The following is a 14,147-nucleotide window of genomic DNA, read 5'->3' as shown; positions in this document are numbered from 1 at the left end:
TCGTATGACTGAAAAAACTCAACAACACATAGATCAACAATGGATGCAGCTGGCTTTAGAGCAAGCTGCATTTGCTGCATCTACCGGTGAAATTCCTGTTGGTGCAGTGATTGTAAGTCAGGGGCAAGTCATTGGTGAAGGTTATAATCAACCGATTGCTCAGCATGATCCAACAGCCCATGCGGAAATTCAGGCACTGCGCAATGCGTGTCAAAAGATTGAAAATTATCGCCTGCCAGAAGACGCCACTTTATACGTCACACTTGAACCTTGTACCATGTGTGTTGGTGCATTAATCCATGCAAGAATCAAACGTGTGGTTTTTGGCGCGACTGAACCTAAAGCGGGTTCACTTATCAGTAGTCGCCAACTGTTAGAGATTGGCTATTACAATCATATATTTCAGTTTGAAGGCGGTTGTTTACAAACGCAGTGCTCAAGCCAACTGTCTGATTTTTTTAAAATGCGTCGTGAGCAAAAAAAACAATTAAAGTTACAACAAAAGACCTTAAATGACTCATTAAAATGATCTAGAATACACAAGATTTTAGTGACAATGAAAATTGTCAAAATAAGGGTTTAAAAATATAGTTAAAGTTTAAAAGGGTATAACAATGAATTCTATTCAAGTAAAACAAGAGTTTAATGCACCAATCGATCAGGTCTTTGACTTGTTATCAAAGCATTCAACCTATAATGTGGCTTTTGCTCCCATTCAAGTTGTACGGGTAAAAGATGCTGCTGATCCTGAACGCCCAGATGGATTGGGTTCTATCCGTCGTATGGGGTTTGGTCCGATCAAGCCGATTCAAGAGAAAATTACGCATCTGGATGTCAATAAACGTATTGAATATAAGTTAATTAACAATCCATTGATTAAACATCATATTGGAATTATTGAGTTTACAGCGCTTGATGCAAACAAAACCCGTGTTGACTATACGATCGAATTACAAGCACGTGCACCATTTGTGAGTAAATTAATACTTGCACAGCTTAAACTAGCGATTACACTTGGATTTAAGAAACTTGCTAAGTCTGTAGCTTAATTGGAAATTCAATGACAATTCAAATTATCACAATCGATGGGCCAAGTGGTTCTGGTAAAGGAACACTTGCAGCAAAACTTGCGAATCACTATCAATTCCATTTATTAGACTCTGGTGCGCTGTATCGTTTGCTTGGATTGTCATTGCATCAAAAAGAATTGTTGGACGCATTAGATACTGAATCTGTATTGCAACAAAGTGTGACGATTGCAACAAATTTAGATATCGTATTTAAGAGTGCTGACAACGGAATCATGATTTTGTTAGATGGTGAGGATGTCTCACAAACGATTCGTACTGAACGTGTTGGTGAATTTGCTTCAAAAGTCGCAGCAATTCCAGCGCTTAGAGCGGCATTGGTAGATCGACAACATGCTTTTGCTCAGTTGCCTGGCTTGGTTGCCGATGGGCGTGATATGGGCACTTCTATTTTTCCACAAGCACAAGCGAAGATTTATCTCACTGCCTCAGCTGAGTCCCGTGCAGAGCGTCGTGTAAAACAGTTGCAGGGAATGGGGCTGGATGTTAAAATAAGCGACATTTTAGCAAATATACAAGCTCGAGATAAAAGAGATATGGAACGCACAGTCGCTCCACTCAAGCCAGCAGAAGATGCTTATATCATTGATAGCTCAGAAATGAACATCGATGAAGTGTTTAAACTGATGACTGATTATGTCGAGTTACATTTAGCTAAATAAAGAATATTTAACCAAATATTAGCCAAAGCATAGCTTGATCAGTTTATACGGACTATGTGGATGGCTTAACTAAACCGGCCTTGTCTGATCCAAGACCGTTGACTTTACTAGGTATATCATGACCGAATCTTTTGCAGCCCTCTTTGAAGAAAGCGAATCAACTCTCAATATCGACAAAGGTGCCGTTATTAAAGGTATCGTTGTTAGCATCGACTCTGACTGGGTTACTGTTGACACTGGCCTTAAATCTGAAGGTGTTGTTGCACGTTCAGAATTCTTAAACGAACAACGTGAACTTGAAGTTCAAGTTGGCGATGAAGTTGATGTTGTTGTTGAAGCGCTTGACAACGGTATGGGTCAAACAGTTTTATCACGTGAAAAAGCGAAACGTGCTGAAACTTGGACTAAACTTGAAAAAATCTTTGAAGACGGCGAAATCGTTACTGGTGTTATTTCTGGTAAGGTTAAAGGCGGTTTCACTGTTGACATCGGTCCAGTTCGTGCATTCTTACCAGGTTCATTGGTAGATACTCGCCCTATTCGTGATACAACTCACCTTGAAGGCAAAGAGTTAGAATTCAAAGTAATCAAACTTGATGCTAAACGTAACAACGTTGTTGTATCTCGTCGTGCTGTAATGGAAGCTGAATCTTCAGCTGACCGTGAAGCGCTTCTTTCTCAATTGGAAGAAGGCCAAACAGTTACTGGTACGATCAAAAATCTTACTGATTACGGTGCATTCGTTGACCTTGGCGGTATTGATGGTCTTCTACATATCACAGATATGGCTTGGAAACGCATCAAACACCCTTCAGAAGTTGTTGAAGTGGGTCAAGAAGTTACTGTTAAAGTACTTAAGTTTGACAAAGAACGTAATCGTGTATCTTTAGGTCTTAAGCAATTAGGCGAAGATCCATGGTTAGCGATCATGAACCGTTATCCTAAAGGTTCTATCGTTAAAGCACGTGTTACAAACTTAACTGACTACGGTTGTTTCGCTGAAATCGCTGAAGGCGTTGAAGGCTTAGTACACGTTTCAGAAATGGATCACACAAACAAAAACATCCACCCATCTAAAGTTGTTCAGATTGGTGATGAAGTTGATGTTATGGTTCTTGAAGTTGATGAAGAACGTCGTCGTATTTCATTGGGTATCAAGCAAACTCGTGCGAACCCATGGGAAGAGTTCTCTAAGTCACACGACAAAGGTGAAAAAGTTTCTGGTACGATCAAGTCTATCACTGACTTCGGTATCTTCATCGGTTTACCTGGCGGTATCGATGGTCTAGTTCACTTGTCTGATATTTCTTGGAACGAACAAGGCGAAGATGCTATTCGTCGTTACAAGAAAGGTGATACAGTTGAAGCAGTTATCTTGTCTGTAGATGCTGAAGGCAACCGTATCAGTCTTGGTATCAAGCAAATGAAGCGATCCGTTCAATGACTTCTTAGCTGCTAACGAACGCGGTGCGTTGGTTAAAGGTACAGTAACTGCTGTTGATGCTAAAGGCGCAACAATTAAGTTAGCTGACGAAGTTGAAGCTTCTTTGAAAGCGTCTGAAATCAACCGCGATCGCGTTGAAGATGCAACTAAATTCTTAGAAGTTGGTCAAGAAGTTGAAGCTAAAATCATCAATGTAGATCGTAAATCACGTTCTATTAACTTGTCGATTAAAGCGAAAGACGAAGCTGAAGAGAAAGAAGCTGTAGCAAACTTGAAAACAACTACAACTGCGCCTGCAGGTCAAGACAATGGTCCTAAGACTATTGGTGATTTGATCAAAGCACAGATGAACCACTAAGTGATTGTTAAGAAGTATTATTTAATGTAATTAATTAATATTTTTTATTCAAATAGTGTAAAAGGTAGCGTAGTATATGATTACTGCGCTACCTTTTTGTATTTAAAAAGGATATTATCTGGTGTATATCAATTAGCATTAAAATTAATGAGGTCTTAAATGACAACTGAAGCACTTAATAAGTCTGACTTAATAGAAAGAATTGCTCTTAAAAATCCGCATTTAGCAGAGCCATTAGTCGAAGAAGCAGTTAAGATTATGATCGATCAAATGATTGCATCATTATCTTCAGATGACCGTATTGAAATTCGTGGGTTTGGTAGTTTCGCTTTACATCACCGTGAGCCACGTGTGGGTCGTAATCCTAAAACAGGTAAATCAGTAGAAGTTGCAGCAAAAGCTGTACCTCACTTTAAACCTGGTAAAGCACTCCGTGATGCAGTAAACGAATCTGCTAATTAATAAAATTCGAATGAGGTGAGTATGCGCTATTTCTTAGTTGCATTACTACTGGTAGTCTTTGGTTATGCTTTAGCATTAGTCTTGCAGAATCCAGCTGAACTACCTGTAGATTTATTGTTTACTCAAGTACCAGCAATGCGTTTAGGGTTATTGCTACTATTAACTTTGGTACTCGGGATTGTTCTTGGATTGTTGCTTGGTGTACAGGTTTTCCGTGTATTCCAAAATGCATGGGAAGTTAAGCGTCTTCGTAAAGATATTGATCATCTCCGAAAAGAACAAATACAGACAGCACAATTGGCCGCTGCTGAGGCTGCTGCAAGTGCTCGTCATGAAAAGACGGTATTAGATATTCAGCCAGAAAATAAGAATATCAATCCGCTTTAATCATTATGATAAAAAAAAGCGCTTTACCATCACTGTAAAGCGCTTTTTTGTTGGTACTGATTTTTTTAACTGTGTCGATTATTCAACATTAAAAACTTTGTTCAATATCATCAAACAAATAAAAGAATATAAGTTCGCTATTTTTTAATCATATACGATATTTAAATAAGCTTGAGATCTGACCAGACCAGGTGTCACCGTATTGGCTGTTCTCACGTAATTGGCTTTAATCACATGTTGAATCAGCTGAGAAGTGCTTAAATTGCCAAAGGTCCATTTGTTGGTACTCTTTGATTGGTTTGGATCTAGACTAATTATCGCATTATTTTTATCACGTAAACGAATACCTACACCAGTCGCATACCCAGCACCAACTTGATTCTCTAATATATTTGTCGCATTGGATTGATTTAAGGCATCCGTGGTATAAGCCTTTATTTCACGACCTGCACCATCATTTAAATTTGCACAATTTATACTGAGGGTTGCTGTATTGCTTGAGCTTAACGCGGTTTCATTTCCGACTAAACCCAAGTTTCGTATACTAACATCAGGCAGCGCAATGGTGTAGCTACTTTGACTCAGTGAGCATGTGGATTCAGATATATTGACTGTTGCATTTAAATATACGGGAATTTGTCTATTTGCAGGGATGAGACCATTATCACTTACACGTCTTAAACTGATGGTTGCTATTTGTAGATTAGACACATTAATTGTTGCAGGATAGGAGGACATTGTTGATGTTCTGGGCAAAACATATAATGTCACTCTCATTTTTACACCATGTGTATCACCACTATAACTATAAATGGCTAATTCAGTGGTATTTAGCGTTTTTAATGTGCCACTTGCAGGTGCATCGCCCATTTCAACTTTAATTCCTAAAGCTGGGTAAGCATTTAAACGCGAAATATTGGCATCATAAGGAATCACATTGGTGGCAAAAACATTCCCAAAAATGGTTCTATTTGTGCCAACAGTACATCCACTATAGACACGGAAAATATCAAAATTTGCTGAAGCAACTTCGCGAGAATAGACATTGGACTGTACCGATGTCCCTTCATATTTATTAATGTTCATAGTACTGGCATTCATCGTCGGCATGCTATAGCCGCTGGTGAAATTGCTGCCTACACTGCAATCTGCAAATACTGCGAAACTTGCAGGGAGTGTAGATAACATAAATAACAATTTATATTTCAGCATAAAATTACTCCGTGCTTATTTACAGTTTAGGCTAAAGCTTGCAAAAGGGGTTTGATTTTTACTTTGTTGCAATATTTCTTTGGAAATATCGAATTGACAAGAATCAGTATTACTCCAATAGACGCTATAGCGTCCAGGATTTATATTTTGCATAAAAATTTGCTGACCTTGTCCTACGGTGGTGACTGCATTACCCAAAGTATCTTTCACTTGAGCACCCATTGGAATGAGCACCTCATTTGCGTGTTTAAGTTCGATTAAGGCTTTTGTGGTTTTTAATGCTTTAAAATCAACCAAAATACTTGCGTTTGATTTGGGTACAACTTGTAATTGGGTTGCATCAACATCGGTATTTAATGGAATTGTATTTGGGTTTAGGTTGATACTATTGTATTGGTAAGGATTTAGATAGGGAATAATCGCATTGCCCCAACGATCAATTTTAATATTATTTACATTGGAGAGGCTGGTTCCCTCTAAACCTTTGGCATGAATAATTGCAAAAGTATCATTTAAATCATTGGCTAAGGTAATACCGTGTTGATGTGCAACAATTGCACCTTGTGCTTGTAAAGAGTATTGACGTTGTTGGTCAAAGTCAGTTGCATAAGTCGATGCTAAATAAACCGGATTGGTTCGATAACTTAAAGAACTGCTGAAGAGATCTTTATCTTTACTATTTGAATAATTGAAGTTATAGCCGAACTGCTGATTTTCACCTAAATTTCCAAATATGCCGACTTGATTGGTATTGAGTGTATTATTATCTGGATAGACTTCACTACTTAGACGTAAATTACTATTTTTCTTTTTAAACGATAGAGGAATATTCACATTCACGAAGTATTGAGTGTCTTTATCTAATTTGTATTGATCATTTTGAGTATGTTGCATACCGACATAGTAACTGATGCCTTTATAACTATTGTTATAGCTAATTTGATAAAACTTTTGTGTATTGATTTGATGCCAAAATTTATATTGCGAAAAATTGGCTGAAACAGCACCAAACTGATGACCTAAGTTTTGGCTTAGTTGAATATAGTTTGATGACTTGGGACGACCATTAAGCACCAGCGCAGAACTGTTGTTTTGGATATAACGATTCTGCATGGCTTCATCAAAGGAATAATATTGATCATTTCCATAAACAGTACTGTTTAAACTGATATTTGTTTTTGCACCGTTTAGAGCAAGGTTATAGCGCAGCGTAAGCAAAGAACTGTCTAAATTTTGGTTGGATTGGTTAATATCTGCTTTAACAAAATTACTTTCTAAAGCGATACCACCGAGTTTGGTATTTAACGCGGTTCCTAGAATATAGGATTGATAATGATCACTGACCAGCGCTGAACTGCTCACTGAGATAAAATCATTTAATCCATAATCAAAAGATGCATTGATTAACTTCTCATCATAGGATTTGCTATTTTGACGAAAAGTACCTGCTGCAATTTGATAACGATACTGCTTTGCGCGGATAGATTGAATAAAATTATTATAAGGCAAATCAAAACTGCGGATTTCACCATTTGCTTCAATAATATCTACATTTAATGTACCACCCGTCCCAGGTGTTTGGAGATCTGTAATATTAAATGCGCCGGCAGGAACAGTGCGTTCCATAATAATTTGTTGATTTTGGCGAACGCGTATTAAAGCATTACTTTTTGCATAACCTGAAATTGTGGGTGCGTAACTTTGCAATGAAACCGGAAGCATTCTGTCATCGCTGGCAAGTTGTACCCCACGAATGGCGATACTCGAATTACTATTGATGGTTTTGGTTTTGGTATTGGTATAGAAATCACCAAGAGTAAGCTGAGTTTTTAAACTAGGTAGTACTCGCATAAGCTTGTTTTCATAGCTGGTATATTGGCCTGAATGATTGCTGTCTCCCATACTAGTACTACCAGAATGACGGAATTGCCAATCATCAATATTGATACCAGAATTAATATTCAGAAAGCTAGAATCTTGTTTGTTGTCCTGACCATAATCTGAATTATAGTAATTGTAGTAATATTTGAGAAAAGCGCTATTTCCACCAGTTTCCCAAAGTGAGGGATCTATATAGCCAAATGGTCGTTCATTTAACATCGATTGAGGGCTTGAAACATCCACGCGTTGTTCCGCTATATTCAGCTTCCAGAACACGACATGATTCATTAAGCGTGTATCGATACAGTCACCAGTGACTTTATCTAAATCGATAAGTTTATGATTGAAATCAAGCTGCTTAACAGTACTGCGTGGAATACAATAGCGTTGCTTTTCAGGTGATTCAGGATCATCTGAAATATGCACAATAGAGCGGGTGATATAACGATCATTTAGGTAAATATCGAGGATGTAATCATTTGGCGCGACTTTATCGCTTGAAACAAACTTTTCAAGATCAATTGTTTTAGAATTTTGGCCGTATAAAAAACTATTATCGAATTGTGGTGCTTGCGCTATAACATTTTGATTGCATAGATATAGACTTAGCGCCAAAACACTATACCTAAGTGTGAAATGTTTCAAGCACAATTCTCCCAATAATTTAGATTAAAACTGTTTCTCTATTGTCGATAAACTGCCGTAGTCATTGATTAAATAAAGCTGTACGGACTTAGCGTCTGATAAATTTTCGACATCAATTTGTTGTTTTGAAAACGGTTCTATAAAGCTTAGATTTTTAATTTCGCTTGGCGTACCATTTTTTAAAACCAGATTCGATTTACCAAAATTTAAGTAATAAGGTGTTGGATTATTGATTTGTAGTTGGCTGTTTACACGCTGTACTTCAACTTTTTGAAACGCTTGTTGCTGTTCCATTTTGATGCCAGTTGGTCGGTAAAACAGTTTTAAGCGGTTACGAATCGCAAATTGTAAGTAATTTGCTTCAGCTGTTGGCTTGGCTGGGATATCAAGTACGTTGAGCCAAAACAATGTTTCTCGATCACTAGCAAGTTTTTGTTTTTGATTGAAAATGACACGTAAAGATTGACCTTTAGCAGCTTCAATCGTGGTTATTGGAGGGGTAACAATAAATGGGGCTTGGGTTGTGGTTGGATCTGCAATAATGTCTTTACTATCCACCCATGATTGTACTAATGCAATTTGATCACCTACATTGGTTAATTGCACAGATACAAATTCTTTATCACTTGGGTAAATTACACGGGTACCTGTAATCACAATACCAGCATGAGCGGATGTGATCAAAGTACTGAGCATTAACAAGCTAGAAATAAAAAATGGTTTTTTCATCGAAAGACCCTTGGGGAGAGGCAAGTCTGGTTAAGGTGTAGAAATTAACGCAGACTTGTTTGAAAACTTACAGATCCAAATTTTTAATTATGGATATACAACATAGTAAGTTGCAGTCGTGCTTACATCACCAGCAGTCGTTGCACCTGTTGCATAGTAACGTGCATAAAAATCAAGATTTGCAGAACCGTTTGCAGTTGCAACATTTGAAGTCACAATGTTTTGGCCTGTACGATCTTTAGTGAGGTCAATCACTGCTTTTGCAGAGTTCAATAATTGAATATTTACGTTTGTTGCACCGCCAGTCGTTACGGTATTGTTTAAACGGCCTGCAGTATTAATATTTGCATTGGTGTTGTCATAATAAACACCCACATTACCTACAGGGCATGCTGTTAAATTAATGGTAAATTTAGTGTCGCCATTTGTTGTCGCCGCTGTCGCTAAAGTTGATTTACCTACAGTCGGTAAAACAACAGTGTAGTTACCAGCAGTACCACCAACTGTACAGGTTTGATCAACGATTTTACCTGTAACTGTTACTGTACCATCAGCAGCCGCAAAAACTGTTGAAGATGCTAAACCTAAGCCAATGATCGCTAAACCCAATTGAATATTTTTCATAGAATTTCTCTCAATACTGCGTTGATTTGCCCTTTACTGGTACTTTCCTAATAAAGGGGAAGTGTTTAGGAGCTAAACAATAAGGGCTACTATAAATTTTTCCTAAATAAAAACAATGAAAAAAAGAGACAAATATCACATTATTTTTATCTTATAAGCACAATATAATGTTATTTGTTTTAGATTTGTTTTTTATTATTTAAATACAAGAGTATGTTTATAATTAACATGTTTATTTAATTAAAGGAAAGTTTGGTTCTGTTTACCAAAAAGTGACAAAAAATGTCACTTTTTGTGAATAACGTCATATTATAGCAAATTATTTTGATCTGCTTATATTAAGTATAAGGTCTTATTTAAGTTTTTCTAAAATACTTTATTATCATGATTAATCAGATATTATTTTAATAGACTGCACTGTAATTGAGCATTTTTATCAATAATTTTATAGTGTTGAATTTAAGGAATTTTTTAATATTCATTCAACTTCTTTATAAATTATTTTTAAAAGAATAGATCAAGTTAAAATCGCGCTCATCCTAGGCTGATTTTGAAAGCAGAAGACGTTTTAATGCGACTATACTTCACTTAGTATGACTAAATTTTGATTTAAAAAAGAGATTTATTGTTTAGTTGTTATGTAATGTTTGTTTAGTCATAAAGGATATATTTAGAAATAAAGCAAATAGATTTATTAAAAAACGCGAGCTTAAACATGGGTGCATGCAATCAATAAATTAAATAAAAGTATAATTTTTATTTAATTTAATATTCATTTAAGCTTTTACTGGTTTTTAATTACTTTAAAAAGAATTTATCTGCTGTAAGGATAAAGATAAATAGAAGGCAGTGTTTTGAAAATTTTTATTTGGTGGAGTAAGTGAAGTGCTTCAAAATGACCAATATAAAATGAATTTTAAGCGCTTTAAGATTGATTGATTAAGTATCCATAAAAAATAAGCATAGAGATTAAAACATTATCTTCAATCAATAATTAAGCACACGTAGTCACTTGCATTATGCTGTTAAAAAAAGCGCTTTGATTGTTGTAAAACGCTTTTTTAAGCTTTAACAGTTCTATTGGACTAACCAGAAAAATTCTACAAAGCGGAATATTGTGGTGATCAGCATAGCAATTACAATCGTCGTAATAAGTGAGTGATTTTTCCAAATCAGAAATAAGCCCACCAATACCCCCATGATTTTGCCTAAGTCTGCCCAATCCGTACCTTCAAAAAAAGTACTGAGAATCGCAATAGAAAACAGTAAAGTTGTTGCGGCATCATTAAAGAGTTGCTCACGTTGTTGAGTGATCGTAAAATATTGGCCGAGTGAAAGTCCTGCATATCGGATCAGATAAGTACCCGTCGCCAGCAGCATGATCCCGATCAAAATGATAAATTGCTGATGCATGTTATTTTCTTCCTACAAACAAACCAAATAATGACATAAGTATCGGAATCCCTAAGGGTAGAAATGGAAAAGTAGCGAGGCTGATGACTGCACCAGTCATTGCCGATTTTCGAGCAGATTTTCTTTTTAATGCTTTAAAGGTAAGTGCAAACAGTACGACAGGAAAAATCGTATCGATACCCAGTAATTTTGCATAAGCTAAATGACTTCCCAGTACATAACCGCTTAAAACGCCTATCGGCCAAGCAAATAAAATTCCGACTCCGCACAGCCAATAAGCACTCAGTTTTAGCTCATTTGAAGATTGGCTTAAACCAAATAAAACACTTTCATCATTCATAATATGTGTAGCAAAATATTTTAATTTATTTTTTTTAATAAAATGGGTAATTGCTAAACCAAAAGGCAGATGTCGTAAATTAATCAGCAATCCGACAATCGCAGCTGTAATTGGACTGCTTCCAGCAGCAATCATGCCAATGAAAGTAAACTCGGCAGCACCAGCCAAGACACAGATTGAAAGCAGTAAAGGTATCCAGATCGGCAGTTGATAATTGACTGCAAGCGTACCTAATGAAATCCCGATCAGTGCGGTTGCGATGCAGAGAATCACGATTGATTTTATCAGGGGCTTGGGTAAATTTTTTATTTCTTTATACTTCATTTAGATGAGCCTTGCTTGGGGTAATAAGATCGTTCGATAAAATGAACGATCATTTGTTATAATAGTTTGATTATTATTGTTCGTCAAACCGAACGATCGTCTTTTTTGGAAGGATAATGTCTATACCAATTGAAATCATTGCAAATAATCTGCAAAAAGAAAGAAAAAGTGCCGCATTATCTTTGGGAGAAGTTGCTCGACGTGCAGGCATTGCGAAGTCCACACTTTCGCAACTTGAATCTGGGCAGGGTAATCCGAGTCTCGAAACTTTATGGGCACTTTGCGTGGCTTTAAATATTCCTTTTGCCAAACTTATGGAAGCACAAGCTCAAGCCACGCAAGTGATTCGTTATGGCGAAGGTGCTTCAGTTGTTTCTGAAATATCAAATTATCAGGCTGTTTTGTTGGCGACATGCCCACCCAATGCACGACGAGATGTGTATATGCTTACAACTCAACCGGGTGAGCCGCGTTGCAGTAAACCACATCCTATTGGCAGTGTGGAGCATATTATTATCATGCAGGGCTCTGCCAAAGTCGGTTTATTAGACAGTGCTGAGTTGCTTCAAGCAGGGGACTATATTTCCTATCCAGCAGATCAAGCGCATATTTTTGAAGCACTGGAGCAAGACACACGTGCAATTTTGATTTCAGAGCAGAGATAAATCATAAGCAAGATGTAAGAATAGTTGATTGTTTTGTGATGAAGTCGATTTTCTGGCTTTGTACATGGCGTGAATCACTTTATAATGAGCGCAAATTTATGTGATGGAACTGAGATTCGTGAGTATTATTGTTGCCTTAGATGCAAAAAGCCAATATGACGCCCTAGCAATTGCTGATCAGCTTGACCCATCACTATGTCGTTTAAAAGTCGGTAAAGAACTATTTACCCATGAAGGCCCTCTGGTTGTGAAAGCACTACATGATAAGGGCTTTGAAGTATTCCTCGATTTAAAATTTCATGATATTCCGAACACAACTGCGCAGGCAGTTTGTGCTGCAGCCGATTTGGGCGTATGGATGGTCAATGTCCATGCCTCAGGTGGGCGTAGAATGATGGAAACTTGTGTAGAACGCTTAAAAGCAGGTAACTATAAAACCCAATTGATTGCGGTTACTGTACTTACTTCAATGGAACGTGAAGACTTGCGTGAAATTGGTTTAGACATTGAGCCATTTGAACAAGTGAAACGTCTGGCTAACTTGACGCAACAGAGTGGTCTCGATGGTGTGGTATGCTCGGCTCAGGAAGCCAAGATGTTACGTCAGGAGTTAGGTGCTGAATTTGCTTTGGTAACACCAGGGATTCGTCCGGCTGGTGCAAATGCGGATGATCAAAAGCGTATTGTAACGCCTAAGCAAGCCATGCTTGATGGTTCTACTCATTTAGTAATTGGTCGTCCAATTACTCAATCAGAGCATCCAAGTAAAACCCTGCAAGATATTTTAGCGACTCTATAAAAATAAACCCTCTTTTTCAGTTGATTAAGAGGGTGATTTCTTTGATTTATATAATAAAAATTGATGTATATACACTGTAGTGTACCTGCGCTACTAGATCTTTTCTTCAATAGTTTAAATAATCTTTTATATTCCAATGATTCTATTGAACAGTATCACTATCTCATCAGATAAAGTACGATATTCTGCGCTTAATTTTAAAGTGCAGCCAGAACACTTACCGCAATTGGCGCCAATACCGACAGAACAAAACCACTGACCATTGCATGTGGAATATAATCATTGCCACAAGCTTGTTTCACCATAGGTAAGGTGACGTCCATTGCAGTTGCACCAGCAGAAGAAATTGCTGAACGTGGATAACGCCATCCAATCATATACATAAATAAAATGGCAAAAATCTCCCTAAATAAATCGTTCATTAACGCAATACTTCCCAGATGGGCATTCTTTAATTCAGTCACCACAATCCCTGTCATCGAATAGAAGCCGTAACCTTGCGATAGCATGATTAAATCTTTCATACTGATATCTTGAATCAAAAAAAATGCCGCAACAGCACCCAATAGTGAGCCAATCACACAGGCAATCGGTACCAGCATAATTTTCCAGTTTAACCAAGAACGATCCAGTGGCGAGTAAGCCAGATCCAAGCCGATCAGTAACATGTAAACTAAAAGTAAATTCCATGTGCTGACATGTAGAGGAACATGAAAAAGGTGGGCTAACTCTGCTAAGCCATAACCTACAGCCAGGGCAATAAATGCATAGCTGATGTTGAGTAATGAACCCATCAATAATTCAGCAGAAACTTTACCTTGTGATGGTTTATAGCCAATCGCTGTAAATACCAGATAACAACAGAAAAATGCACCCAATGATGTGGTGAATGCAATCGTGATTGAACTGGTGAGAATCTGTGCAGGGCTGGCAATGTTATGAATTGTTTGAGAAAACTCCATTGCAATCGCAATTAAAAGAATATAGGTAAAATAAGGCAGTATTTTAAAAGCTATTTTTTCAATGGATTGTGGAATTCTGCGGGCTAAAATAAACCCTAAACATAAACAAAATAAAAGTTGGAAAATAAGCCAAAGTGATTGCATGAAAAAAT

At 37.2% G+C, this 14,147-nt stretch carries 14 protein-coding genes and 1 pseudogene; 8 read left to right on the top strand and 7 right to left on the bottom strand.

Annotated features, from left to right (window positions below; all coding sequences use genetic code 11):
- Positions 1-4 precede the first annotated feature (4 nt).
- The 6 genes and pseudogenes from tadA (at position 5) to F981_RS09155 (ending at position 4,401) form a co-directional block, all read left to right on the top strand.
- Positions 5-529 carry a tRNA adenosine(34) deaminase TadA gene (tadA, locus tag F981_RS09180; RefSeq protein WP_004720805.1) on the top strand — a complete coding sequence of 175 codons (525 nt, stop codon included), beginning with the start codon at positions 5-7 and terminating at the stop codon, positions 527-529.
- A gap of 85 nt (positions 530-614) precedes the next feature.
- Positions 615-1,049, top strand: a complete 435-nt coding sequence (locus F981_RS09175) for an SRPBCC family protein (protein ID WP_004720803.1) — start codon at positions 615-617, stop codon at positions 1,047-1,049.
- Positions 1,050-1,060: 11 nt separating this feature from the next.
- Positions 1,061-1,750: a (d)CMP kinase gene (gene cmk / locus F981_RS09170; protein ID WP_004720801.1), complete on the top strand. Its 690-nt coding sequence runs from the start codon at positions 1,061-1,063 to the stop codon at positions 1,748-1,750.
- A 118-nt stretch (positions 1,751-1,868) separates the two neighbouring features.
- Positions 1,869-3,552, top strand: a pseudogene (gene rpsA, locus F981_RS09165) (30S ribosomal protein S1).
- A 159-nt stretch (positions 3,553-3,711) separates the two neighbouring features.
- Positions 3,712-4,014, top strand: coding sequence for an integration host factor subunit beta (locus tag F981_RS09160; protein WP_004720793.1), 303 nt, complete (start codon positions 3,712-3,714; stop codon positions 4,012-4,014).
- Between the two features lie 21 nt (positions 4,015-4,035).
- Positions 4,036-4,401: a lipopolysaccharide assembly protein LapA domain-containing protein gene (locus tag F981_RS09155; RefSeq protein WP_004720791.1), complete on the top strand. Its 366-nt coding sequence runs from the start codon at positions 4,036-4,038 to the stop codon at positions 4,399-4,401.
- A gap of 144 nt (positions 4,402-4,545) precedes the next feature.
- Here the strand turns inward: F981_RS09155 and F981_RS09150 are convergent, their stop codons facing one another.
- From F981_RS09150 to F981_RS09125, 6 genes are all read right to left on the bottom strand, one after another.
- Positions 4,546-5,613 carry a fimbrial protein gene (locus F981_RS09150; RefSeq protein ID WP_004720788.1) on the bottom strand — a complete coding sequence of 356 codons (1,068 nt, stop codon included), beginning with the start codon at positions 5,611-5,613 and terminating at the stop codon, positions 4,546-4,548.
- A gap of 15 nt (positions 5,614-5,628) precedes the next feature.
- On the bottom strand, positions 5,629-8,139 hold the full coding sequence (locus F981_RS09145; RefSeq protein WP_004720787.1) for a fimbria/pilus outer membrane usher protein: 2,511 nt from the start codon (positions 8,137-8,139) through the stop codon (positions 5,629-5,631).
- A gap of 24 nt (positions 8,140-8,163) precedes the next feature.
- Positions 8,164-8,868 carry a fimbrial biogenesis chaperone gene (locus F981_RS09140; RefSeq protein ID WP_004720784.1) on the bottom strand — a complete coding sequence of 235 codons (705 nt, stop codon included), beginning with the start codon at positions 8,866-8,868 and terminating at the stop codon, positions 8,164-8,166.
- 87 nt (positions 8,869-8,955) lie between these two features.
- Positions 8,956-9,492: a fimbrial protein gene (locus F981_RS09135; RefSeq protein ID WP_004720781.1), complete on the bottom strand. Its 537-nt coding sequence runs from the start codon at positions 9,490-9,492 to the stop codon at positions 8,956-8,958.
- A gap of 1,077 nt (positions 9,493-10,569) precedes the next feature.
- Positions 10,570-10,905 carry an AzlD domain-containing protein gene (locus F981_RS09130; protein WP_004720779.1) on the bottom strand — a complete coding sequence of 112 codons (336 nt, stop codon included), beginning with the start codon at positions 10,903-10,905 and terminating at the stop codon, positions 10,570-10,572.
- A 1-nt stretch (position 10,906) separates the two neighbouring features.
- Positions 10,907-11,569 (bottom strand): AzlC family ABC transporter permease, encoded by a 663-nt coding sequence (locus tag F981_RS09125; RefSeq protein ID WP_004720778.1) that lies wholly within the window; start codon positions 11,567-11,569, stop codon positions 10,907-10,909.
- 116 nt (positions 11,570-11,685) lie between these two features.
- Between F981_RS09125 and F981_RS09120 the strand changes: the two genes are divergently transcribed.
- Positions 11,686-12,234 carry a helix-turn-helix domain-containing protein gene (locus F981_RS09120; protein WP_004720777.1) on the top strand — a complete coding sequence of 183 codons (549 nt, stop codon included), beginning with the start codon at positions 11,686-11,688 and terminating at the stop codon, positions 12,232-12,234.
- Positions 12,235-12,337: 103 nt separating this feature from the next.
- Positions 12,338-13,033, top strand: coding sequence for an orotidine-5'-phosphate decarboxylase (pyrF, locus tag F981_RS09115; RefSeq protein ID WP_004720776.1), 696 nt, complete (start codon positions 12,338-12,340; stop codon positions 13,031-13,033).
- A gap of 197 nt (positions 13,034-13,230) precedes the next feature.
- Here the strand turns inward: pyrF and F981_RS09110 are convergent, their stop codons facing one another.
- Complete coding sequence (locus tag F981_RS09110; RefSeq protein ID WP_004720775.1) at positions 13,231-14,139, bottom strand: LysO family transporter; 909 nt, start codon at positions 14,137-14,139, stop codon at positions 13,231-13,233.
- Positions 14,140-14,147: the final 8 nt, after the last annotated feature.

The organism is Acinetobacter guillouiae CIP 63.46 (genome assembly GCF_000368145.1).
GTDB lineage: Bacteria > Pseudomonadota > Gammaproteobacteria > Pseudomonadales > Moraxellaceae > Acinetobacter > Acinetobacter guillouiae.
The sequence above is the reverse complement of the archived record's forward strand: the minus strand, read 5'-3'. Positions and strand labels throughout refer to the sequence as shown.